Raw genomic sequence first — 21,519 nt, 5'->3', positions numbered from 1 at the left:
TGATAGTAATGCATCACATCTTCGAATCGGAGTAACAGGATTTGAACCTGCGACCTCACCCACCCCAAGGGTGCGCGCTACCAGGCTGCGCTATACCCCGATACTATGTAAGCCGGTGTCACTATGGACAAATTAACGGCAGCGCTTTCACTATTATTATATATACCGCAAAGCTCTTTTCCAATCAACCCCATATTTCAAAATAATTCCCGAAAGACGTCAGTAAAAATTAAAATTAATTAATATAAATATTTTAAAATTTATAGATATTCCCCCACAGCTGTGCTATACTGTCCCTACAAAGAAAGGAGGTGCGTTCACATTAAGCATGACATGTTGAACGTATCCCTTACCCGAGCCAATGCTAATTGATACCTGGCGTTGGTGGCGCGGGATACGGATCAAGGCTTCACAAGCTTTAAATAGCGCCCCGGGTAAAAAAGACCGTCTTCGGACGGTCTTTTTGTTTGAAATCTTTTATTCTATTGTGATATGCAACCTAAGATTTACGGTTTTTATAGAACTCGATAATATCACTTACCGTGCGGAGCTGCTCCGCTTTAGCCTGGACAACGTCCACGTTTGATTTAAATTCTTCCTGCGTTTTCGTAGTCACTTTGGATTCATTCCTTTCATAAATTAAACTCTGCTGACGAACTCTTTTTACCGCCGCTCTATACATTACCCACAAATCACCCTTTCAACACACTTTTTCAGTATATGCGGGTGTTTTATTTTGATGACTGTATACTGTGGGCAGTGGCTGATCTTCATAAAAAAAAGCGCCTCATTCATGGAATACCATGTAATGAGACGCTGAATCGGGTATATTCGTTATTACTTCTTAGCTTTAAGCTGCTCGAGAAACTTCTTATCCTTCACTGTCAGCTCCATAACCTCCAATAGATCGGGACGCCGCTCGAATGTCCGCTGAAGCGCCTGTTCACGCCGCCAGACATCAATATTGGCATGATGGCCACTTAGGAGGATATCCGGCACCTTCCAGCCACGGAATTCAGCAGGACGCGTGTAGTGAGGGTATTCCAGCAGCCCGGTGCTGAAGGAATCCGTTACTGCAGACGTTTCGTTGCCCAGTGCCCCCGGCTGAAGGCGGACAATCGAATCAATAACGGTCAACGCCGGCAGTTCCCCGCCTGTAAGCACGTAATCTCCAATAGACAGCTCGTCGGTAACCAGATGCTCGCGAATCCGCTCATCGTATCCTTCGTAGTGGCCGCAGATAAAAATCAGATGCTCCTCCTGGGCCAGCTCTTCCGCTATCTTCTGGGTATAGGTCTTACCCTGTGGACACATCAGGATGATGCGCGGTTTCTTCTTTACTGCGTTGTCAGCGTCTATATCCACAGCTCCCGCCACAATTTCATCAACCGCTTCGAATGCCTCAGTTCCAGTCACTGCTTTTTCGCCGCCCGATTCGGAGAGCACATGCTCCACAGCAGCGAAAATGGGATCTGGCTTCAGTACCATCCCGCCTCCCCCTCCATAAGGGGTATCATCCACAGTATTATGCTTATTGCCGGAGAAATCACGGAAATTGACCGCCTGTAGTGATACAATGCCTTTCTCACGGGCCTTGCCAAGAATGCTAGTGCCAAATACGCCTTCACACATCTCCGGGAACAGCGTCAGCACATCAATTCGTATCATGACAGTAGTCCTTCCATTAAGTGAATCGTGACGCGCTTAGCGGCCACATCCACATCAAGCACTACATCGTCAATAACCGGAATCAGGATCTCCTTGCCTTTGCCTGTTGGCTTTACCACCCATACATGGTTAGCTCCGGGTGTCAGAATCTCCGTGATGGTTCCCAGCGGCTCAGCACCAGGTTCGTCCGTATGCACAGTGCAGCCGATAATCTGATGATAGTAGTATTCATTGTCCGGCAGCTCCACTAGATCCGTGCTCGGAACTTTTAGCAGACTGCCTTTAAATTTCTCCACTTGATTAATATCTGTATAACCCTTCAGCTTAACGATATACGTCCCTTTATGTTCACGCGCAGAATCAACAATTACGTCAAAAGAGCTCCCGTTCTCTGGCACCACAGTCAGCTTCTTCCCCGTTGCGAAACGCACTTCCGGAAAATCGGTAGACGATAATATTTTCACTTCTCCGCGAATCCCATGCGTATTCACGAGCTTGCCGACAGTCAACATTTCTCCCGCCATTTGATCCTCTCCTTTAAACACATTACTATATATAATTGAACAAAAAGGAGCCGGGATATACTATCCCTAGCCCCTCATTGTGCGATCTACTTTAAGATAAAATATCTACGGTTACCCGTTTATCGCTTTTGACTGCTGCCGATGTGACTACTGTACGAAGCGCTTTAGCGATCCGGCCCTGCTTGCCGATAACCTTTCCTACATCATCAGGATGTACAGAAAGCTCATAGACGATCAGGTGATCCTTCTCAACGACCCGTACCGCCACATCTTCTGGATGATCCACCAAAGCCTTAGCAATTACTCCAACTAATTCTTCCATAGGGGACCCTCGCATTCAGTCATTATTTCGATTGCTTAGACTCATGGAACTTCTTCATCACGCCTGCTTTGGAAAGCAGATTGCGGACGGTATCAGATGCTTGCGCACCTTCTTGAAGCCATTTAAGAGCTTTCTCTTCATCGATCTTAACTACTGCCGGTTGTTCAATCGGATTATAGTAACCAATTTCCTCGATGAAACGACCGTCACGAGGGGACCGGGAATCAGAAACCACTACACGGTAGAAAGGCGCTTTATGTGCACCCATTCTTTTCAAACGAATACGTACTGCCACGAAATTCACCTCCTTAAAAAAGTATCCTGCTTATATTTAACGGAAAGGAAACTTCATTCCTTTGCCGCCCATACCCTTGAGTGCCTTCATGGCGTTCTTCGCGCCTTTGCCGCCTCCGCCCATCATGCCGGAGAACTGCTTCATCATCTTACGCATTTCATCAAACTGCTTGATCAGCCGGTTCACCTCAGCAACTGAGGTTCCGCTGCCGGTAGCGATCCGCTTGCGGCGGTTAAGGTTGATGATTTCGGGCTTCTGCTTCTCAGCCTTGGTCATGGAATGAACAATGGCCTCTACGCGTCCCATCTGCTTGTCGTCCACCTTCAGATCTTTCATACCCTTGGCTTTGTTCATACCAGGCAGCATATCAAGAATCTGATCAATCGGTCCAAGCTTCTTCACTTGATCCATCTGTTCCAGGAAATCATCGAACGTGAATTCTGCATTACGCATCTTCCGTTCCATTTCCTTAGCCTTCTCGGCATCGATATTGGACTGTGCCTTCTCGATCAGCGACAGCATGTCGCCCATACCCAGAATTCTTGAAGCCATCCGCTCCGGATGGAACGGTTCGAGTGCGTCGATCTTCTCACCAAGCGCGGCGAATTTGATCGGACAGCCGGTGACCGCTTTGACGGACAAAGCCGCACCACCACGGCTATCGCCATCCAGCTTCGTCAGGACGACGCCGGTAAGCTCGAGCTGTTTATTGAAGTTATCTGCCACATTAACGGCATCTTGACCGGTCATGGCATCCACGACGAGCAGCACTTCATCAGGATTCACAACAGTGTGAATCTGTTTCAGCTCTTCCATTAGTTCTTCGTCGATATGCAGACGGCCTGCAGTATCGATGATCAGATAATCATTGTTGTTATCCTTCGCATGCTGAAGGGCTTGCTTCGCAATTTCTACCGGACTCGTCTGGTTACCCAATGAGAATACCGGAACTTTGATCTGCTCACCCAGGACTTGCAGCTGTTTGATCGCAGCAGGGCGGTAAATATCCGCCGCTACCATCAGAGGACGATGGTTACCTTTCTGGAGCAGCTTGGCCAGCTTCGCAGTAGTGGTCGTCTTACCGGCACCCTGCAGACCCGCCATCATAATTACGGTCGGCGGCTTGTTCGACTTCACCAGCTTGGCGTTAGTTCCGCCCATCAGCTCTGTCAGTTCCTTATTGACAATATCAATAATGACCATGCCCGGTGTGAAGCTGTTCATGACTTCCTTGCCGACAGCCTTCTCTTTCACCTTGGCGACGAAATCCTTAACTACCTTGAAGTTAACATCCGCTTCCAGCAGGGCCATTCTGACCTCGCGCATCGCTTCATTAACATCTTCTTCCGAGACCTTGCCTTTGCCGCGCAGCTTGCTGAACACATTCTGCAATCTTCCGGTTAACCCTTCAAATGCCGCCATAGGCCGCTGCCTCCTTCGCCTTACTCCAAGCTTTGTATACGATCCACGATCTCCGTGAACCGTTCATTATATAGTTCCGGCAGCAGCCCGATCTCCGGGAGCCTGCGCAGTTCGTCTAAGTATTGAATCCGGCTCTCGTGCTTGCCGAGCAAGCCAAGCTTCTCTTCATAATTCTCCAGTACCTGCTCCGCCCGTTTGATATGCTCGTACACAGCCTGGCGGCTGATTTCGAATTCGGCGGCGATTTCCCCCAGGGAGAAATCATCATGGAAATAATATTTAAGGAACGTCTGCTGCTTATCGGTAAGCAGCCGTTCGTAGAAAGCAAACAACAGATTAATTCGTGTTGTCTTCTCGAGCCTGCTATCCTGACTCATTAAGGGCACTCCCTTCGTCAAGGAAAAACACTTTACAGCATCACAACGTCCCTTATAATACCGAAAACAAAGAAAGATGTCAAGCACTTTTGCTTGTCATCTTTTTTTGAGTTACTTCATATCCCATCAGCGGATCGGAAGCAAGTAGATCAGCACGGCAAAAAAGTGGGTAACCGTTCCTGCGAGCACGAACATATGCCAGATCGCGTGGTGAAATGGAAACCCTCTCCACACATAAAATATCGTGCCCAGTGTGTACAGAATCCCACCCGCCATCAGCAGTGTCATCCCGCCGTCAGCAACAGACAGAGACAACGGATGCCAGGCAATTACGATCAGCCAGCCCATGGCGATATAGAAGACCGTCGACATGAACAGAAACTTTTTCGTAAAAAACGCTTTGAAAAAGACACCGAAGACAGCAACGCCCCAGATAATCCCGAACAAGCTCCAGCCCAGCGGTCCACGGATCGCCACAAGCAGAAACGGAGTGTACGTCCCGGCAATAAACAGGTAAATGGAAGAATGGTCAAAGAACTCGAACAAATCTTTAGCTCTGCCATCCCTTAGACTGTGTACCAGGGTTGAATTCAAATATAGAAGCAGCATCGTTGTGCCGTAAATGGAGAAGCTGACCACATGCCAGGCCGTGCCTTTTAGTGAAGCAAACACGACCAGTAGTACCAATGCAGCAATGCTGAGTACTGTTCCAATACCATGGGTGATCGCATTGGCCACTTCTTCCCTGCGGCTGTAAGTATAAGTATCCGCCATACCAAAATCCTTCCGTGAATCATTTTCTTCTATTATAGCTCGTTCATCGGCTCCGTTCCACTGTGCCTGCCTGGAACTCTATACGAATAAGAAGTTACAGCTTATACAGCTCGGTATACTTCGCCTCCAGGTAATCCGCCAGATAATCCGGATTCAAGGGCTCTCCTGTCACCTGTTCGATAATCTCAGATGGCGTCAGGCTTTTGCCGTATACATAAATTTTCCCGGTCAGCCACTCTTTGATCGGCAGCAGATTGCCGGAAGCAATCAATTCGTCGAAGTCCGGAAGCTCCTTGCGCAGAGTGTGCATAATTTGTGCCGCATACATATTCCCAAGCGAGTAGGAAGCGAAATAGCCGAAGTCGCCGCCCGACCAGTGCACATCCTGTAGAACACCCAGACTGTCGCTCGGAGGTGTGATTCCGAGGTATTCCTGGTATTTCGCGTTCCATACAGAAGGCAGGTCTTTCACTTCCAAGCCTTCATTAAAGATAAGCTTCTCAATCTCGTAGCGCACGATGATGTGCAGATTATAGGTCAGCTCATCCGCTTCAATCCGAATAAAGGAATTGGCGACACTGTTAATGGCCCGGTAAAATTCTTCTACAGTAACTCCAGCAAGCTGAACCGGAAAATGCTGCTGCAAATCAGCGAAATACCGCTGCCAGAACGGTAGACTGCGTCCGATCATATTTTCCCATAGTCTGGACTGGGATTCATGAATACCCATCGACGCACCCTGGGCAAGAGGGGTTCCCACCAGGTCTTTGTTAATATTTTGCTCATAGAGGGCGTGTCCGCCTTCATGCAGGGAGCTGAATATCGCACTGGTCACATTATCCAGAAGATAACTCGTCGTAATTCGGACATCTCCGGGATTCAGTCCGGTAGCGAAAGGATGAACACTCTCATCGAGCCGACCCGCTTCAAAGTCGTATCCCATCTGACCCAAAATAAACAGTCCAAACTTCTCCTGCTGCTCTTTCTCGAAGATTCGACTAAGAAATCCCGTATCCGGCTTGTTCGGAGAAGCGGTGATCGCTTCAACCAGCGGTACTAAGCGGGCCCGCAGGCGGCTAAAGACCTCGTCAACTTTCGCTACGGTCAAGTCGGGCTCGTACAGATCTAGAAGCGTATCATATGGTGTATCTTTTACACCCCAGAACCCGATAAACTCTTTTTTGAACTCCACAATCTTCTCAAGAAAAGGCTGAAACGACGCAAAATCATTGGAATCCTTGGCTTCCTCCCATTTCGTCTGGGCGTTCGCGGCCAATATAGAGTATTCTTCGAATCTCTCCGGCGGTATGCTCTTGCTGCGCTCGTATTCCTTGCGGCAATCCTTGACGATTTTATTCTGCTGATCAGTTAGCTGATTCATAACCGCCGGACGGCTGAAGAACTCTGTTAGTTCTCCCATCTCTTCCGACGTCTCCAGTCTGAAGCCTTCTCCGCTCAGCATGCCCAAGGTTCTGGAACGGATCTCCGCTCCCTTGCGCGGCGCGCCTGTACGCAGATCCCAATGCAGCAGTCCGATGGCCTCATTGTACCCGCTGATCTTTGTAAGTAGTGCGCTGAATCTTTCCCACTGCTCTGCTACGTGTTGTTCCATGAATGGGACACCCGCTTTCTCTGTTTTACGATCACCTCTTGATGATACTTTTTTAGATACCTATAATCAACTTTGCCTCCAAGAAAATAGCTTAAATAAGTTAAACCCGCGTGGAATGAGCGTTTTTCGAGAATGTTATCTACTTTCACCTGAATCAATAGATTCCATCCCCCAAGCTTAAGTCTCAAATCTAAAAGCAACATTGTCACTAAAATTATTTCTTTATTGTATGCTAAACAACTAATTTTGCGCTAAAATAGAAATATATAGATATTAAATGAATTTATAGAAAATACTCCACTCTATTTCGTCTACTTCTAACACTCACTATTGAAGGGAGTACTTAATATGAAAAAGTTAGGTTACCTCATTATGATTTTAGGCTTCATCACCTGGGTGGCGGGGATAAAGTTACAAACCACAAACCACGGCCAGTTTGAGAAGGATGTTATTCTTATCGGTCAAATAGTGTTTATTTTAGGGGGGATTGCTCAGATGATCATTCGGGTCAGATATAAAAAATGATTTATATTATTATATATGTAAAATAAATACATAATTTTAATTATTGATTAAACTTACATTTAAATGGTATAAATATCTCCGGGAGGTTATCTTTCCCAATTATATCTTTCCAGGAGGAATCAATGAAAAATCATCTTATCAAGGCTATTGCTGTACTCTCAATCATTACTACAGTATCCGTAGCACCGCTCAGTAACTTCGCGTCTGCTGCACCCGTTTATCCGGGGGAACCGCAAGTACAAAGTTCGTCTTACCTCACGTCTGACGGAAATGAGGTATTCAAAGCCTCTGCAAAATCTGTAACTGGAACTGTAGAGATACTTGAGGGAACAGATCAAGATTGGACAAAGTTAAAGGTTGTTCAAGGCGATCGTGTTGACATTCTTGAAAGAAAGACTGTAGATGGAATTCCAACGGTCGTTATCTCTAACACCGAAGGTGATAATCATGTAGTTCAAACCATTGATGATCAAGTACTAGTTGACAATGAAATCGTTCAAAGCAAGGAGGTTAACTTACCCGCATCAAAAAGCAATAAGACTGCGGCTAATGCCGTTGCAAGTACGAGTACTACATGGTATGTAAAAGACAGTATCAGTGGGAGCTTCAATAGTGATTTCGCAGTACTTTCGATATTAATTGGTGTTATTACTGCTTTTATGAGCATCCCCGCTTCCATCGCTACTACCCTTGCTGTTGGAATTTATGGTTACAGAATACCTTACACTTGGTACAATAAATTAACACTTTGGGATGCAGCGCCTTATCGCCCACTTCATTGGATAACTACAACTACTTATTCTGACGCAGCTATGACAATTCAGACAGGTTACGATTCTTATTATATTTAATTAAACAACCTCACCAGAGATATGATTCTGGTGGGGTTTCTTTCATTTCCTCTTATAAAATCTTAGAGAACACCTCATTTACGGCATTTATTACATATTGATAATAACGATGCGCCAGGCCCAACCGAGAACTTGACGCATTTTAATTATAATCCGTATAATCAACTACTAAGGAGCGTGAGACCATGATTATTCAAGTAACACCAACCGCTGAGAAGAAGCTGATCGAAAGGCTTGGAGATCAACCTGGAATATTCAAGCTCTTTTACGATACAGTGGACTGCGGTTGTGATGGTATTAATGTACTGTTAATTGTCGATGAGACGGGTCCTGAGGATTTAACGATTGAAGCGGGCAAATTGTCCTTTGCCGTCAGCCGCCAGCAGGAGATTTTTTATGAAGAACGGATGCGTCTGGATGCGGAAGATCGGTTCTCTTCCTTTAAGCTGGATAGTGATTCACAAATATATGGAACCAACGTATTGGTGAGGGATACACGAAATGGCGGGAAAGATATCTCCGAAGATCGATCCGCCGCCTGTACTATTAAATCATAAGACAGCATGAACTAAGATTAGCTGCAAAAAGGATGACTGAAGGAAGCTGTAGAGGAAGAATTTAAGAACTGTAGAGGGGGAGCATGCCATGAGTCAAGTATCGGATATTCTGCAATTTAACCGCGATTTTGTTGAGAAGAAAGAATATGAAGCCTATTTAACCAGTCGTTATCCGGATAAAAAAATGCTGGTTATTACCTGCATGGATACCCGTCTCGTGGAATTGCTGCCGAAGGCGATGAATTTCAAGAACGGCGATGTCAAAATTATCAAAAATGCCGGAGCCGTCATCTCCCAGCCATTCGGAAGCGTCATGCGCAGTGTCATGGTTGCCTTATATGAGCTGGATGCGGATGAAGTTATCGTCGTTGGGCATTATGAATGCGGCATGGCCTCGCTGAATGCGGAACGAATGATCAATTCCATCAAAGAGCGCGGCGTTTCGGATCAAGTATTGTCCACCCTTGAGAACTCAGGAATCAAGCTGTCCAAATGGCTGCGCGGGTTTGACAATGTTGAGGACGGGGTAATTCAAACTGTGGAGCTGATTAAGCAACATCCTCTGCTCCCCCCAGGCATACCCGTTCACGGCATGATCATTGATCCGGCTACCGGAGCGCTTGAACTCGTCTCGGACGGGTACAGCCCGAATTGACAACTCTCCAACTGCTTTTGGCATGGATCTAGGATCCATGCCCTTTTTTATGGAACAATGCTTATTAAGCTGGGTGAAACCTGCCTGTTCGCTTTAACGTATTACCGGGAGATATCGAATACAGCTACATCCATAACTCAGTGGTATTGGTATTCAAATGAATAGGACGGTGCTGACATGCAGCTGATTTTGGACAATGTGCATAAGTCTTTTGGGGACAAAAAAGTATTGGAGGGAATTGATTACACCTTTGAGAAGGGGAAAATTTACGGTCTGCTGGGACGAAACGGCGCGGGCAAGACCTCATTATTCAATTGTCTCAGCGGTGAGACGGATATGGATATGGGGGCTGCGTTTCTGGCTGTAAATGATCAGCAGAAGCCGCTTGCCAGCGAAGATATCGGATATGTCTTCTCCTTGCCAATTCTGCCTGATTTCCTGACCGGATATGAGTTCGTAAAGTTCTTTATGGATATTAACATGGATAAAATCATCCCTGGTGCGACCATCGATTCCTATTTCGAACTGATCAAGATCGGTCCGGACGACCGGCACCGCCTGATCAAGAGCTATTCCCACGGCATGAAGAACAAAATCCAGATGCTCTGCTTCATTATTACCCGTCCGCCGCTGATCCTGCTTGATGAGCCGCTGACCTCCTTCGATGTTGTGGTGGCGCTGGAGATTAAAAAGCTGCTCCGTGAGATGAAGGATGATCATATCATCATCTTCTCGACCCATATTCTGCAGTTGGCCGCCGACCTCTGCGACGAGCTCGTAATTCTAAATAACGGTAAGCTTGAAGAGATTCCCGCCAGTACCCTGCACAGCGCAGAATTTGAAGAGAAGATCATTCAAATGCTGAAGGATGAGAGCCATGATTAGTGCACTGTTCTCTACACTTAATAATATTCTGAATATCCGCGCTTCTTCTTCGGTTAACCGGCTGATTTATTTTTATCAGAAAATACCGCTGATCGGCAAGTTGGCGAAAGATCGACTGTATGCCGAAATCTCACTCAAAAAGAATCTTACCGTCGTCGTAACCATCCTGGGCATGATCTGGGGGATACTGAACAAATTTTTGTACATAGGTGTGCTGATGTATTTACCTGTCGTCTATTTCCAGAAAGATCTGCCTGCCAGCGATCAATTCGATCTATTCCTGGGGATCTTCGTCCTGCTTAGTTTTATCGTCGCTGCTATCTCCAATACAGTCATCCTGGAACCAAAACGTGACAAATACATCTGTGTGAAGCTAATGAAGCTGCCAGCAGAGGGGTATATGCATGCTACACTTTCCTACAAATATATAACCTTTGTTATTTACTTTTTGCCGGCGGTCTCGGTATTCTTCTCACTGCTCGGTGCCACGTTCATTCATGCTCTTCTGTTCACCCTGATGATGGCCGCATGGCGCCTCATTGGTGAAGCCTTAGCCCTATGGAACTTTGAGAAGCGCGGCAGCCTGCTGTGGAGAAACTACCCGCTTATTTGGACTGTAATTCTTGGAGGTTATGCAGTAGCATACGGAACGCTGTATCTTGGGAGACCTCTGCTCCACAGTCACTGGATGTTTAATGTGCCGAGCGTACTGATCGTGTTATTACTCGGTACCTGTGCTGCCTGGTACATCGCAATATATCCGGACTTCCGCAAAGCGGTGGATGCCGTAAGCAAAACCGACGAACCTCTGCTGGATATGGGCCGGATGATGAAAAATGCGAAAAAGGCTGAAGTCAGCATCAAGGAGAAGGACAGCAGCTTCAAATACTCCACCGTAGACCATTTCCAAGGAAAAAGCGGGTACGTTTATCTCAATGCGATCTTCTTCGCACGCCACCGGCGCTTCCTGATCGAGCCTGTTCTTCGGAGGCTGTACATCATCGGCGCCCTCTGTGCTGCTGGTTTTGCGGGAATGCTGATTGCTCCTGACTCCGCTCCACTCATTGCCTCCAAGCTGACGGAATCACTGCCTATACTTGTATTCGTAATGTATTTCACCTCCATCGGTGAACGCGTCTGCAAGGCTATGTTCTACAACTGCGATCTCAGTCTGCTGAGATACAGCTTCTATCGCGAAAGAGAGACCATACTCAAGAACTTTAACATCCGTCTGCTGAAAATAGCCGGGCTTAACCTGATTCCGGCAGCCGCCATCTGCATCACCGTAAACGCGCTAATCCTGTTCTCCGGAGAAGAATGGGCGATGCCAGAAGCGCTGAGCTTTAGCGTCTCAATCCTGTTCTTGTCACTGTTCTTCACGGTCCATCATTTGTTCATGTATTACATTTTCCAGCCGTATGCGGCAGAGTTTAATATGAAGAATCCTTTTTTCTTCATCGTGAACACCATTGTGTACGCTATTTGCTTATTCTGTTTCCAGTTCAATACGGCTCCCGCCTATTTCGCACCGGTGGTCATTGCTGCTACTGCGTTATATGTGGCCACCGCACTGGTTCTGGTGTACCGGATATCACCCCGGACTTTCCGTATTAAATAAGGGGTGGCTATTGAGATCGTCCCGGAACGACACAAACCTCCGCTACCACTGTAAAGTGGGCGGAGGTTTGTGCTATTTCTCTGTAGAGTGTGCTATTTTATAGCAGCGAGATCGCCAGCAGCTCATAGAGCACCAAAGGCAGGATTACATTGCCGCCGCCTGGATAGGGATAAGGGGTCGGATAGTGGTGATATGGCGGATAAGGCTTGGGATAATAAGGATTGTAATAGCCCCTGGACATATCCGCTGTAAGTGTTATTGACAGGTACAAGTGCTTGTTGTCCATGCCTGCAATCATGCCTTCGTGCATTTGACCATCTATGGTCTGCACCGTCACAGGATGGTTCATGTATGGCTTACAGTTGTTGTGCAAGGTTTTCTTAATTCCATGCAAATGCTCTACCACAGCAGGGTCTGCCTGATAAATAACGGTCTGCTGGCCGGGATTATATGTCGACATTTAAACTCAGTCCTCCGTAAATGGATTTGCTCCATTCTATGCGGATGCCTATGCCGGGGTGCAGCCCAGCTTGCTTACGGATTCATTTAACTACACTTTCAGACGAATCACATTCCATGACGCTTTGGCTAGAGATGCTGTAACCTTCGCCCCCTCCACCCCAGCACTACCGTTACGATGCGGTTTAACGCGATCTGGCTGCTGCTCCGTATTGGCGGCCTTCAAATCTTCGCTCTCCATAACGGTATGCTCGATCAGCGTGCATGAGCCGAAACTCCGGAGATCCACCTCCAGCAGCAATGAGGATTCCAGATGGCGGTTGACGGCAAAAATCGTTACCTCACCTGCTTCTTCATTGTGTATAGCAACAGATTCCAGATAGGGTACATCTGTAATTTCCTTGGAATCGTATTTCGGTGAGTTGATTAGCGGTACCAGTGCTTTGCCACGCCCATACACCGAGGTATGCATATACGGGTAGAAGATCGTCTGTCTCCACGCGCCCCCTCCATTTGAGGTCATGATAGGAGCAATTACGTTGACCAACTGGGCCATACAGGCCATTTTCACCCGGTCCGCATGCTTCAATAAACTGATCAGCATACAACCGACAAGGAGTGCATCCTCATGGTTATAGATATCCTCAAGCTGTGGGGGCGCGATACTCCAGGGATCTCTTTTATTGTCCGCCTCATGCGAATGATACCAGACATTCCACTCGTCGAAGGATAACAGCATCTTCTTCTTACTTCGTTTCTTCGCCTTCACATAATCACAGGTCGCTATGAGCGTGCGGACGAACTCATCCATCTCCAGCGAACGGGCCAGAAAGGTCGGGGTGTCATCCTCAGGGTTGCCATAATATTGATGCATCGACAGATATTCCACATGCTCATACGTATGGTCAAGCACCGTAGCTTCCCAATCCGGGAAGGTTGGCATCGCGATACTCGAGCTTCCGCACACAACCAGTTCAACGCTTGAATCCACCCACTTCATCACCTTGGCCGATTCCTGCGCCAACCGTCCGTATTCCACTGCTGACTTGTGGCCGATCTGCCAGGGCCCGTCCATCTCGTTGCCCAGACACCAGGTCTTGATGCCGTGCGGCTGTTCATATCCATGCTCACGCCGGAGGTCGCTCCAATACGTTCCTGACGGATGATTGCTGTATTCCACAATATTTCTTGCAGCATCAATTCCCCGGGTTCCCAGGTTAATCGCCATCATGACATCGGTATTGGCTTTTTGGGCCCAATCCACGAACTCATTGAAGCCGAACTCATTCGTCTCAATAGTGCGCCAGGCAAGCTCTAGTCTGCGTTTGCGTTCATGTACCGGACCGACCGAATCCTCCCAATTGTAGCCGGAGACGAAATTTCCGCCGGGGTAGCGGACAATTGGCACCTTAAGTTCTTTAATCAGCTCCAGCACATCTTTCCTGAAACCGTTCTCATCTGCTTGCGGATGACCAGGCTCATAAATGCCGCCATACACAGCCCTGCCCAGATGCTCGATAAATGATCCATAAATCCGCTTATCAATCTCCCCAATCACGAAATCTTTGTCCACAATCATCGTCGCTTTAACTGTCATTCCTCTGTCCCTCCGTATGGATTAATATAATTATTAATCAACTCGTAAATGCATTAATTTATCTATTATATTAAGGTTTTATCCACTCAACGGCAACATTTTTTGCCAATGCATTTGTATAAACATTAAATCTGCCTTAGAATAGCAATAGATTGGAGGGCTGAACTTGATAAAAGCTTACACAGATTCATCCTGGCTGCCTTTATTCGAGGCCTTAGCCAGTGAAGTACGACTGAATATTATCCGGCTGCTGGCAGAACAGCCCATGAATAACAAAGATCTGGCGGCGCAGCTGAAGCTCAGCGGGGCTATTGTCTCCATGCATGTTCGCAAGCTGCAGGATGCCGGTATCATCCAATCGGAGATGGTCCGTCTGGATGGCGGCACCCACAAAATGAATACGCTCTCTGTGGAATCGATTGAGATCCTGTTCCCTGTCATTCGTCATGTTCCCAGACTGTTTCATGAAATCTCTGTCCCGATCGGACATTTCAATGACTTTGACATTGCTCCCACCTGCGGGCTGGCCACTCCAAACCGGATTATCGGGCAGTTCGACGATCCGCGCTTTTTCCTTGACCCGGAGCGTGTAAATGCAGGCATCCTCTGGTTCGGCAAAGGCTATGTCGAATACCGTCTGCCTAACTATCTGCTCTCCTCCCAGAAGATTGAGGAAATCGAGATTACGCTGGAGATCGGCTCCGAAGCACCAGGCATTAACCGCAATTGGCCATCGGACATCAGCTTCATCCTGAATGGTACAGAGCTTGGCTTCTGGACAAGTCCCGGTGATTCTGGAGACGGAAGAGGGACCTATACCCCTGCGTGGTGGAGAGATGACGTCAACCAATACGGGTATCTGAAGCAAATTCAGATTAATGCGGGTGGCACCTTCCTCGACGGGCAGCGGATGTCGGACATAACCTTACAGGATCTGGCTGTGGACCGGAACCAGTGGACCCTACGGCTAGAGGTCAAGGAAGATGCTGCCCATGTGGGCGGATTAACCCTGTATGGGGTTGGCTTCGGCAATTATAATCAGGATATTGTGTTCCGGACGTATTATAAAGCGGGGGAATAACCTTTTTTGGCACACTAAATAACCGTAAACTTTGGAGGAAGCGATTTGACAGTAGAATTCGGATGAGGATACAGGAGTTATCGGCGACCCGACTCACGCAAGCGCTGCCTTAGGGGAGAAATTGTGGTATGATACCGTCGATGCCATTGCGCGGATACTACAGGAACTTATTGAGAGGAAGTGATATCGGAATGAGCAAAGTTCAAACCATTGATTTTTCAAAAAAGTATAAGCAGCAAGCAACTAAAAATGAATTTATGATATTTATCGGAACAAGTTTGTTGACAATTCTATTCGTAATATTAGCTGTCGTTCAATCTGTCTGGTATTTAATATTAATCCTTCCAATCGTCGTTTTTTGGGGAGTTTATTCGAACTATAAGAAAATACAGCTAGTTGAAGAACTCGACACGGGTGCTAAGCTATTTGTTCATAATACCGAATGGAAAAAATACAAACAACAAAATAAATAGCATTATCGCTTCATTCATTAAGGACACAGGGTGTATAACGAAACGTTATGCGCCCTGTGTTTTTTTCACAGAGTACAATGCCTTTCATTCATGGAGGGGTAACCCTGTCAGCAAGCTATTCACTTCGTGGAGGCTTCTCAGTACATCTTCCTTCTGCTTCCGCAGTACTTCCAGATTCTCCTCGATGGACTGTACCCTATTTATCAGCAGCCGGTGCACATAGCTTAGAAGCTCCTCCGTTCCGCAGCCCGACTGCCGTTTGTACTCAAAAAGACCCTGAATCTCCTTCACCGCGAAACCCCACTGCTTGAGCTGTATAATCACACCAAAGTCCATGACTTCCCGTTCCGTAAAAAAATACCGGTTACTCTTCAGCTCCGGACACAGGAGCGAGAGATCCATGTAATACCTGACCGTGTCCATGGTAGTGTTCGTGGCCTTGATAAACTCACCGATCTGCATTAGCCGCCCCCCCTTGTCATGGGGTTAACCCCATATGTTGTATTTATTATATCTCATGGTGAGGGGGTTAATAATGTTCAATTGGCTTATTGTGACCTATGCCATCCTTATGGGCTTCGCCGCCGTATCACAGCGCAGCAAGCTGGGAACGCCGCTGATGTCTGCCAACTTCTTCTTCTCCTGCCTGCTGCTGCTCAGCAGTATTCATGTCCTTATGGCAGGTGCCGGACTTATCGGGCTGATTGCTTGTACCATAAAGAACGGCTATGTGCTGCACGGGCGTATTCATCCGCTTCATCTGCTCATCCGCTGCGGGATTTCCGCATTATTGTTCGCGGGGGTTCTGCTGATCTGATCGCAGAAAATAGCGCCGGAAGCTACGGATGCTGCTTATCCGTTCTTCCGGCGCTGAATTCATCCAAGATAGATTACTGCCTCATCATGCTTACTCTTTGCCCAAAAGCTCCCTGACGGCATCCACATTCGTGACTGGCGCTTGACAGGCGAAATTCCGGCATAGATACGCTGTCGCACTCCCGCCAATCGAAGGTTTATCCGCCAAATGCGGCAGCAGCTTCATAATCTCTTCTTCTTTGTCGCCGCTTTCCCATTTCACGATCAAGGAAGCATCAGGTAGATAGGCCTGCTGTACATGGGCTAACATACCGTGGAGTGCCGGATCCTGGCGTTTGCCGGACAGTACCCACTCCTTACCTCCGCCGGTCATTGCCAGCAGGGCTTGTAAATACATCGAGTACCCCGGTGGATACTGCGTTGCCGCTGCTCCGAGTGTAGAAGCCGTACGTTCAGCCACGCTTTTTAAATCCACATCCTGGATTACGGTAGCAAGCTTCCACAGTATCTTCGTCGCCACAGCATTCCCGGATGGCATCGCGCCGTCATTCAGTTCTTTCGAGCGGATCGGAAGAGGTTCCCCGTCCGTACCTGTGAAGAAGAATCCGCCCCGTTCGTGATCTGCGAACAGGTTCAGCATACCGTCTTTGAGCTGAAGCGCCCGTTCCAGATGTTCTGCCTGGCCTGTAGCCTCGTATAGCTCCGTCAGTCCCCACAGCAGAAATGAGTAATCATCCAGATACGCCGGGAATGCCGCTTCACCGTCCCGGTAACGGGCAAGAAGACGACCATCATCGCGCCGCATCCGGTTCCAGATGAAATCCGCTGCAGCTGCGGCTGCTCGGGCGTATTCCGGCTTTTGCAGCACCTTCGCACCTTTGGACAGAGCGGCGATCATCAGACCATTCCAGGCGGTCAGCACCTTATCATCCTTGTGAGGATGGATACGCTTGTCCCGGTAATGAAACACCTTCTCCCGCCACTCCTCCATCCGGGTACGAAGCCCAAGCGGATTCATCCCAAGCTGTGCCGCCAGTTCATCCGGCAGGCCCTGCAGCAGATTCGGAATATTCTTGCCTTCAAAATTACCCTCCGACGTGATTCCGTATACATGACAGTAGGAGTGCATATCCTCAAGACCTAGAGCCTCTTCAAGCTCCTCACGGGTGAAGACATAGAACTTGCCTTCCTCCCCTTCGGAATCGGCATCCTCCGCAGAGTAAAATGCTCCCTCCAGCGAGGTCATATCCCGCAGCACATACGTGAACACATTCTCGGCTATCTCCGCATATAAACGTTTCCCGGTAATTTGAAATGCCTCCAGATAGACGTACGCCAAAAGCGCGTTGTCATACAGCATTTTCTCAAAATGCGGCACCAGCCACTCCCGGTCTGTGGAATAACGCGAGAACCCAAATCCGACATGATCGTACATTCCGCCCCTATACATCGCTTCAAGCGTGATCTCCACCATGTGCAGTGCCTTCGGCTGATTGTACTTCTGGCTGTAAGCCAGCAGAAAGGAAAGGTTATGCGGAGATGGGAACTTCGGTGCCTGACCGAACCCGCCATACTGCTCGTCGAACTGACGAACGTAGAGCTGATAGGCATCATGCAGGAGCTGCTCCTCTGTGCCTTCTGTATTTCCAGACTTCTCCGGTGAAGTATGCTCTGCAGCCTGAAGCTCGGCCAGCAGTTCATCCCCCATCTGGTTCAGAGCCTTTCCGTCCTGCTCCCACTTGCTGCGAATCTGCTCCAGTACATCCATAAGTCCAATCCGCCCGTACATTCGCCGTTTCGGGAAATAGGTTCCCGCATAAAACGGCTTCTTCTCCGGTGTAAGCAGCACCGTCAGCGGCCATCCCCCGCTCCCCGTGAGCGCCTGGCACACCGACATGTAGAGCGTATCGATATCCGGCCGCTCCTCGCGGTCTACTTTTATCGCAATATAGTTATCATTCAGTAGTTTCGCGACTTCTTCGTCCTCGAAGGATTCGCGTTCCATGACGTGGCACCAATGGCAGGTCGAGTAGCCGACGGATAAGAAAATCGGCTTGTTCTCTGACTTCGCTTTAGCAAAAGCCTCATCACCCCATGGATACCAATCCACGGGGTTGTGGGCGTGTTGCAGCAAATAGGGGGATTTTTCATTTATCAATCGGTTAGGCTGATTGCCTTCTTTGATCTCCATTTATGTAGCCTCCTTATGCGGAATGTGCCATTGTTAGTATTACCCGTTGATTGTCAAAAAGACACCAACAAGGGCTAGTGCCTCGGTTTACCTTTTCTCTTTATCTTTGCAGGTTGAAGATATTGTTTTTCACCTTCATTCATATAAATCGTTTTTTTATCGTATCGGTTCACTTATGTTCGAGTCAAATAACGGTGAGCACTAACCTCTAAGCCTTGTTATTACAACTAACAGTACAATAATTCCGAACAAAATCAGCCAGCTTACTGGGTGACCGAAATTTAATCCCCAGCCGACTCCGAACCTTTTTTCGACGATTAGGTTTGGATCCTTACGATTGAAATAAATCATACCTAACAGCCATTTATCATCATCATGGACAGGTCTGACATTGGAGTAATCGGCAGATCGTTCCAAGCGGCTTCCGCCCTGACCAGCCCAGAAGGATAAGGCGAAGTAGAATAGCATGATAAAGGCTATTATGATTAGGATAATGGGGATAGCGAAATTGATGTTAAGCAGAGTTATCATGTTTAGTTGCACGACGGAAAACAGGATAACTATTAAGAAGCTTGCTGTAATCATAAAACATGACCAAGTACGGCGGAAAGTTACGTCTTGTCTAATGGAACGGTTCGGATCAGTGGGTTGAACCTGCTGCTTCACTCTGCGAATACTCCAATTCTCAAATATGAACAAAAGTGTTATGAACACTTGTATTATCGTAGTCATAAACACAGAACTATAAGATTTATCTGCATAGCGGTCAACGTTCCAACTGCTGTTGTAATGGATCGGAATCTGATCAGGAATCTGATCGTAGTTGAGTAGCACAGTTACAATACTAACAACAATAAATAATACATGAATGAGGAGCCAATTATTAGACAAGCCAATGTTTCTTTTCCGAAAACCAGTGTCCACTGCCATGATTGATGGTTCCTGAGTAATCGGCAGCATAGGTAGTAAACTTTTCATTTTGAAATGATAGCTAATGTTTATGACTAGGGAGATTACGACCATGGCGAATGAATAAGTGACAATGATCCAACTTTGTTGCTTGGAATGTTCATCACCGTATATTAGGCAGATGATACAAACAATGAAAAGGATGGTATGCAAGGTGGCACTAATCCTAGCATATGACTTCCGCATCTGGCGCAGAGGCTCACTGTGGAATTGTACAGCACTGACGGTGACTCCAAAACTAATCGTCACTCTTGTTAAATAAGGCATACTTACCATGAGTACAATGGTAGGTACAAATACAAAGATCATTATTATAACAGGCATTATCGTCATATCATTCGCCTCCTCTTATACAAAAGTGTGTATTCGAAAACTCTATAACCCTTAGAGCTTAGGCGATTCATCACTATGCCTTTTTGCGTATGATTATCCTATTAACTTAGGATAGGTAATCGACTTGAACATAAATTTAATTATAATCCATTTCAGTGACTACATGGGTGAAATTAACATTTATCCAGACCTTTTGTTACGCAGAGCACTCATCTGACAACTGAATTATGGCAAGTACATCTGTTTGAAACTCTATGTAGGTAAAGGACAGGTATTCGCTATCCCAATTTTTTTATTTCATACGTTTTCTGCTCATCAGAATGAAATGGTGTTATTACAAATACATAAATTTTCTGTGAGGTTAATTCGATAGCTGTAATTCCAGCATTAAGAGATAGGTTTGCTCCACCTCGATCAGGTTACGTTACAGAAATTAACGTGCTCGCTACTTTTGGGACAGCCCCTTTTTTGTAGCATCTAGTCCATTAAAACCATAACATTTGCGGAATGGATTGTTTCGTTTAAGCAATAGAAAAAGGAGCCCTTTTACAGGCTCCCCTTCGACGGTGTTTGATCGTTCGAGTATCTTTAAAAGTCACACTTCACATCATTAGAAATACTTGGGCACCGCTTGTTCACTTTCCGTTTTAAAGGAATGCTACTAGGCGTGTGTGTTCAGAGATGCTCTGCGACACAACCCCTCGCTTTCAGTTGACTTAGTGATTAGTTAAATTCCTCTTGTAGCCCTAGCACCGAATGGTCCAACGGAACCACACCTCTCTTCACACCGTCAAAAATATCTTGCACAGATTTCAAGCTTCTTATACATCGTATACTCAAATAATATTAAATCAGGATCGTTAAATATTACCATATTATTCTAAATAAATGAATGTCTATAACCACACTTTCTTGTCCGTTAATAAAGGAAAGTAATTTAGTATGGGATGAAAAACTAAGATTAAAAGAGTGGAATTCACCGACGTGACACCAATGACAGGTACGTGTGAATCAACAACTAGCTATACCCAATAGATAAGAAGACAGGCTTGTTGTCACGTTTCGCGACTTCAAAAGCTTCTTCCGACCAAGGGAACCAGTTCACCGGATTATGCGCGTGTTGCAGTAGATACGGCGACTTTTCCTTGGCTAATCTATTGGGTACTTTGTGAGTTGTCATGGGGCATCACCTCGTTTCGTTGGGATTTGGGTAAAGTATTGCTTAGAGTTAGTTTACCCAATTTGTTGGGGGAAGGCTCGAGATATGATTTACTACTATAAGTTATCCTAAAGAGATAGTGGCGGTGGATGCATCGTAGCCCTGCGATTCCAAAAGTTCCTTATATAGGCTGTTGCCTCCCATGCAGATGAGGAGTTACATAACCGTTTCAAAGGGGAGCTTTTCTTTCGGGTATAATCTTTCTCCGGGTTTTTGACAAAGGGTGCGGGGGCCGCTGACATTTCTCGCATGGGGGATGTCAGCTTTGGCATAACCTCCTTGTTTTTCAAGGGGCT

23 protein-coding genes and 1 tRNA gene are annotated in these 21,519 nt (G+C 46.9%); 9 read left to right on the top strand and 15 right to left on the bottom strand.

What is annotated here, in order from left to right; all coding sequences use genetic code 11:
- Nucleotides 1–26 precede the first annotated feature (26 nt).
- The 9 genes from ACAN55_RS06655 to ACAN55_RS06615 form a co-directional block, all read right to left on the bottom strand.
- Nucleotides 27–100: transfer RNA gene (locus tag ACAN55_RS06655), tRNA-Pro, on the bottom strand.
- Nucleotides 101–837: 737 nt separating this feature from the next.
- Nucleotides 838–1,665, bottom strand: a complete 828-nt coding sequence (gene trmD, locus ACAN55_RS06650) for a tRNA (guanosine(37)-N1)-methyltransferase TrmD (protein WP_379129853.1) — start codon at nucleotides 1,663–1,665, stop codon at nucleotides 838–840.
- The gene (gene rimM / locus ACAN55_RS06645; protein WP_379129806.1) at nucleotides 1,665–2,192 is read right to left on the bottom strand and encodes a ribosome maturation factor RimM; all 528 of its coding nucleotides are present in this window, start codon (nucleotides 2,190–2,192) and stop codon (nucleotides 1,665–1,667) included. Before rimM ends, trmD begins: the two co-directional genes overlap by 1 nt.
- Nucleotides 2,193–2,283: 91 nt before the next feature.
- On the bottom strand, nucleotides 2,284–2,514 hold the full coding sequence (locus tag ACAN55_RS06640; protein WP_379129804.1) for a KH domain-containing protein: 231 nt from the start codon (nucleotides 2,512–2,514) through the stop codon (nucleotides 2,284–2,286).
- 22 nt (nucleotides 2,515–2,536) lie between these two features.
- Entirely contained in the window at nucleotides 2,537–2,809 is a 273-nt protein-coding gene (rpsP, locus tag ACAN55_RS06635; RefSeq protein ID WP_379129801.1) for a 30S ribosomal protein S16, read from the bottom strand.
- Nucleotides 2,810–2,845: 36 nt separating this feature from the next.
- A complete protein-coding gene (gene ffh, locus ACAN55_RS06630) occupies nucleotides 2,846–4,231 on the bottom strand; it encodes a signal recognition particle protein (RefSeq protein WP_379129798.1) in 1,386 nt (461 codons plus the stop codon).
- A gap of 20 nt (nucleotides 4,232–4,251) precedes the next feature.
- Nucleotides 4,252–4,608 (bottom strand): putative DNA-binding protein, encoded by a 357-nt coding sequence (locus ACAN55_RS06625; protein ID WP_379129795.1) that lies wholly within the window; start codon nucleotides 4,606–4,608, stop codon nucleotides 4,252–4,254.
- 126 nt (nucleotides 4,609–4,734) lie between these two features.
- Nucleotides 4,735–5,382 carry a PAQR family membrane homeostasis protein TrhA gene (gene trhA / locus ACAN55_RS06620; RefSeq protein ID WP_379129792.1) on the bottom strand — a complete coding sequence of 216 codons (648 nt, stop codon included), beginning with the start codon at nucleotides 5,380–5,382 and terminating at the stop codon, nucleotides 4,735–4,737.
- A gap of 94 nt (nucleotides 5,383–5,476) precedes the next feature.
- A complete protein-coding gene (locus tag ACAN55_RS06615; protein ID WP_379129790.1) occupies nucleotides 5,477–6,994 on the bottom strand; it encodes a carboxypeptidase M32 in 1,518 nt (505 codons plus the stop codon).
- Between the two features lie 348 nt (nucleotides 6,995–7,342).
- Here ACAN55_RS06615 and ACAN55_RS06610 point away from each other — a divergent pair, with 348 nt between their 5' ends.
- From ACAN55_RS06610 to ACAN55_RS06585, 6 genes are all read left to right on the top strand, one after another.
- Nucleotides 7,343–7,519, top strand: a complete 177-nt coding sequence (locus ACAN55_RS06610) for a hypothetical protein (RefSeq protein WP_379129787.1) — start codon at nucleotides 7,343–7,345, stop codon at nucleotides 7,517–7,519.
- A gap of 122 nt (nucleotides 7,520–7,641) precedes the next feature.
- Complete coding sequence (locus ACAN55_RS06605; RefSeq protein ID WP_379129784.1) at nucleotides 7,642–8,370, top strand: hypothetical protein; 729 nt, start codon at nucleotides 7,642–7,644, stop codon at nucleotides 8,368–8,370.
- Nucleotides 8,371–8,555: 185 nt separating this feature from the next.
- Nucleotides 8,556–8,927: an iron-sulfur cluster biosynthesis family protein gene (locus ACAN55_RS06600; protein ID WP_379129782.1), complete on the top strand. Its 372-nt coding sequence runs from the start codon at nucleotides 8,556–8,558 to the stop codon at nucleotides 8,925–8,927.
- An 88-nt stretch (nucleotides 8,928–9,015) separates the two neighbouring features.
- Entirely contained in the window at nucleotides 9,016–9,582 is a 567-nt protein-coding gene (locus ACAN55_RS06595; RefSeq protein ID WP_379129780.1) for a beta-class carbonic anhydrase, read from the top strand.
- Between the two features lie 177 nt (nucleotides 9,583–9,759).
- Nucleotides 9,760–10,467 (top strand): ABC transporter ATP-binding protein, encoded by a 708-nt coding sequence (locus ACAN55_RS06590; protein ID WP_379129776.1) that lies wholly within the window; start codon nucleotides 9,760–9,762, stop codon nucleotides 10,465–10,467.
- Nucleotides 10,451–12,085 (top strand): hypothetical protein, encoded by a 1,635-nt coding sequence (locus ACAN55_RS06585; RefSeq protein ID WP_379129774.1) that lies wholly within the window; start codon nucleotides 10,451–10,453, stop codon nucleotides 12,083–12,085. The genes ACAN55_RS06590 and ACAN55_RS06585 overlap by 17 nt, the downstream gene beginning before the upstream one ends.
- Nucleotides 12,086–12,182: 97 nt before the next feature.
- Here ACAN55_RS06585 and ACAN55_RS06580 read toward each other — a convergent pair whose 3' ends face one another.
- Complete coding sequence (locus ACAN55_RS06580) at nucleotides 12,183–12,545, bottom strand: hypothetical protein (protein WP_379129771.1); 363 nt, start codon at nucleotides 12,543–12,545, stop codon at nucleotides 12,183–12,185.
- 90 nt (nucleotides 12,546–12,635) lie between these two features.
- Nucleotides 12,636–14,141 carry an arabinosylfuranosidase ArfA gene (gene arfA, locus ACAN55_RS06575; RefSeq protein ID WP_379129768.1) on the bottom strand — a complete coding sequence of 502 codons (1,506 nt, stop codon included), beginning with the start codon at nucleotides 14,139–14,141 and terminating at the stop codon, nucleotides 12,636–12,638.
- A 166-nt stretch (nucleotides 14,142–14,307) separates the two neighbouring features.
- Between arfA and ACAN55_RS06570 the strand changes: the two genes are divergently transcribed.
- Nucleotides 14,308–15,222, top strand: coding sequence for an ArsR/SmtB family transcription factor (locus ACAN55_RS06570; protein ID WP_379129766.1), 915 nt, complete (start codon nucleotides 14,308–14,310; stop codon nucleotides 15,220–15,222).
- A gap of 191 nt (nucleotides 15,223–15,413) precedes the next feature.
- Nucleotides 15,414–15,695, top strand: coding sequence for a hypothetical protein (locus tag ACAN55_RS06565; protein WP_379129763.1), 282 nt, complete (start codon nucleotides 15,414–15,416; stop codon nucleotides 15,693–15,695).
- A gap of 84 nt (nucleotides 15,696–15,779) precedes the next feature.
- Here the strand turns inward: ACAN55_RS06565 and ACAN55_RS06560 are convergent, their stop codons facing one another.
- A complete protein-coding gene (locus ACAN55_RS06560; protein WP_379129760.1) occupies nucleotides 15,780–16,157 on the bottom strand; it encodes a MerR family transcriptional regulator in 378 nt (125 codons plus the stop codon).
- Between the two features lie 73 nt (nucleotides 16,158–16,230).
- On the opposite strand from ACAN55_RS06560, the gene ACAN55_RS06555 reads away from it, so the two are divergent.
- Nucleotides 16,231–16,512, top strand: a complete 282-nt coding sequence (locus ACAN55_RS06555) for a hypothetical protein (protein ID WP_379129757.1) — start codon at nucleotides 16,231–16,233, stop codon at nucleotides 16,510–16,512.
- 90 nt (nucleotides 16,513–16,602) lie between these two features.
- On the opposite strand, the gene ACAN55_RS06550 is transcribed toward ACAN55_RS06555, so the two are convergent.
- The 3 genes from ACAN55_RS06550 to ACAN55_RS06540 form a co-directional block, all read right to left on the bottom strand.
- Nucleotides 16,603–18,696, bottom strand: coding sequence for a thioredoxin domain-containing protein (locus ACAN55_RS06550; protein WP_379129850.1), 2,094 nt, complete (start codon nucleotides 18,694–18,696; stop codon nucleotides 16,603–16,605).
- A gap of 207 nt (nucleotides 18,697–18,903) precedes the next feature.
- A complete protein-coding gene (locus ACAN55_RS06545) occupies nucleotides 18,904–20,004 on the bottom strand; it encodes a DUF1648 domain-containing protein (protein WP_379129754.1) in 1,101 nt (366 codons plus the stop codon).
- A 1,018-nt stretch (nucleotides 20,005–21,022) separates the two neighbouring features.
- On the bottom strand, nucleotides 21,023–21,184 hold the full coding sequence (locus ACAN55_RS06540) for a DUF255 domain-containing protein (protein ID WP_074108930.1): 162 nt from the start codon (nucleotides 21,182–21,184) through the stop codon (nucleotides 21,023–21,025).
- Nucleotides 21,185–21,519 lie beyond the last annotated feature (335 nt).

Source organism: Paenibacillus oryziterrae, from assembly GCF_042610485.1.
Classification (GTDB): domain Bacteria; phylum Bacillota; class Bacilli; order Paenibacillales; family Paenibacillaceae; genus Paenibacillus_AQ.
This window is presented reverse-complemented; position numbering and strand designations above follow the sequence as displayed.

Coding starts and splice junctions, on each gene's coding strand:
- rimM (WP_379129806.1), bottom strand. CDS start 2,192: ATGGCGGGAGAAATGTTGACTGTCGGCAAGCTCGTGAATACGCATGGG.
- ACAN55_RS06640 (WP_379129804.1), bottom strand. CDS start 2,514: ATGGAAGAATTAGTTGGAGTAATTGCTAAGGCTTTGGTGGATCATCCA.
- ffh (WP_379129798.1), bottom strand. CDS start 4,231: ATGGCGGCATTTGAAGGGTTAACCGGAAGATTGCAGAATGTGTTCAGC.
- ACAN55_RS06625 (WP_379129795.1), bottom strand. CDS start 4,608: ATGAGTCAGGATAGCAGGCTCGAGAAGACAACACGAATTAATCTGTTG.
- trhA (WP_379129792.1), bottom strand. CDS start 5,382: ATGGCGGATACTTATACTTACAGCCGCAGGGAAGAAGTGGCCAATGCG.
- ACAN55_RS06615 (WP_379129790.1), bottom strand. CDS start 6,994: ATGGAACAACACGTAGCAGAGCAGTGGGAAAGATTCAGCGCACTACTT.
- ACAN55_RS06610 (WP_379129787.1), top strand. CDS start 7,343: ATGAAAAAGTTAGGTTACCTCATTATGATTTTAGGCTTCATCACCTGG.
- ACAN55_RS06605 (WP_379129784.1), top strand. CDS start 7,642: ATGAAAAATCATCTTATCAAGGCTATTGCTGTACTCTCAATCATTACT.
- ACAN55_RS06600 (WP_379129782.1), top strand. CDS start 8,556: ATGATTATTCAAGTAACACCAACCGCTGAGAAGAAGCTGATCGAAAGG.
- ACAN55_RS06595 (WP_379129780.1), top strand. CDS start 9,016: ATGAGTCAAGTATCGGATATTCTGCAATTTAACCGCGATTTTGTTGAG.
- ACAN55_RS06590 (WP_379129776.1), top strand. CDS start 9,760: ATGCAGCTGATTTTGGACAATGTGCATAAGTCTTTTGGGGACAAAAAA.
- ACAN55_RS06585 (WP_379129774.1), top strand. CDS start 10,451: ATGAGAGCCATGATTAGTGCACTGTTCTCTACACTTAATAATATTCTG.
- ACAN55_RS06580 (WP_379129771.1), bottom strand. CDS start 12,545: ATGTCGACATATAATCCCGGCCAGCAGACCGTTATTTATCAGGCAGAC.
- arfA (WP_379129768.1), bottom strand. CDS start 14,141: ATGACAGTTAAAGCGACGATGATTGTGGACAAAGATTTCGTGATTGGG.
- ACAN55_RS06565 (WP_379129763.1), top strand. CDS start 15,414: ATGAGCAAAGTTCAAACCATTGATTTTTCAAAAAAGTATAAGCAGCAA.
- ACAN55_RS06560 (WP_379129760.1), bottom strand. CDS start 16,157: ATGCAGATCGGTGAGTTTATCAAGGCCACGAACACTACCATGGACACG.
- ACAN55_RS06555 (WP_379129757.1), top strand. CDS start 16,231: ATGTTCAATTGGCTTATTGTGACCTATGCCATCCTTATGGGCTTCGCC.
- ACAN55_RS06545 (WP_379129754.1), bottom strand. CDS start 20,004: ATGACGATAATGCCTGTTATAATAATGATCTTTGTATTTGTACCTACC.
- ACAN55_RS06540 (WP_074108930.1), bottom strand. CDS start 21,184: ATGACAACTCACAAAGTACCCAATAGATTAGCCAAGGAAAAGTCGCCG.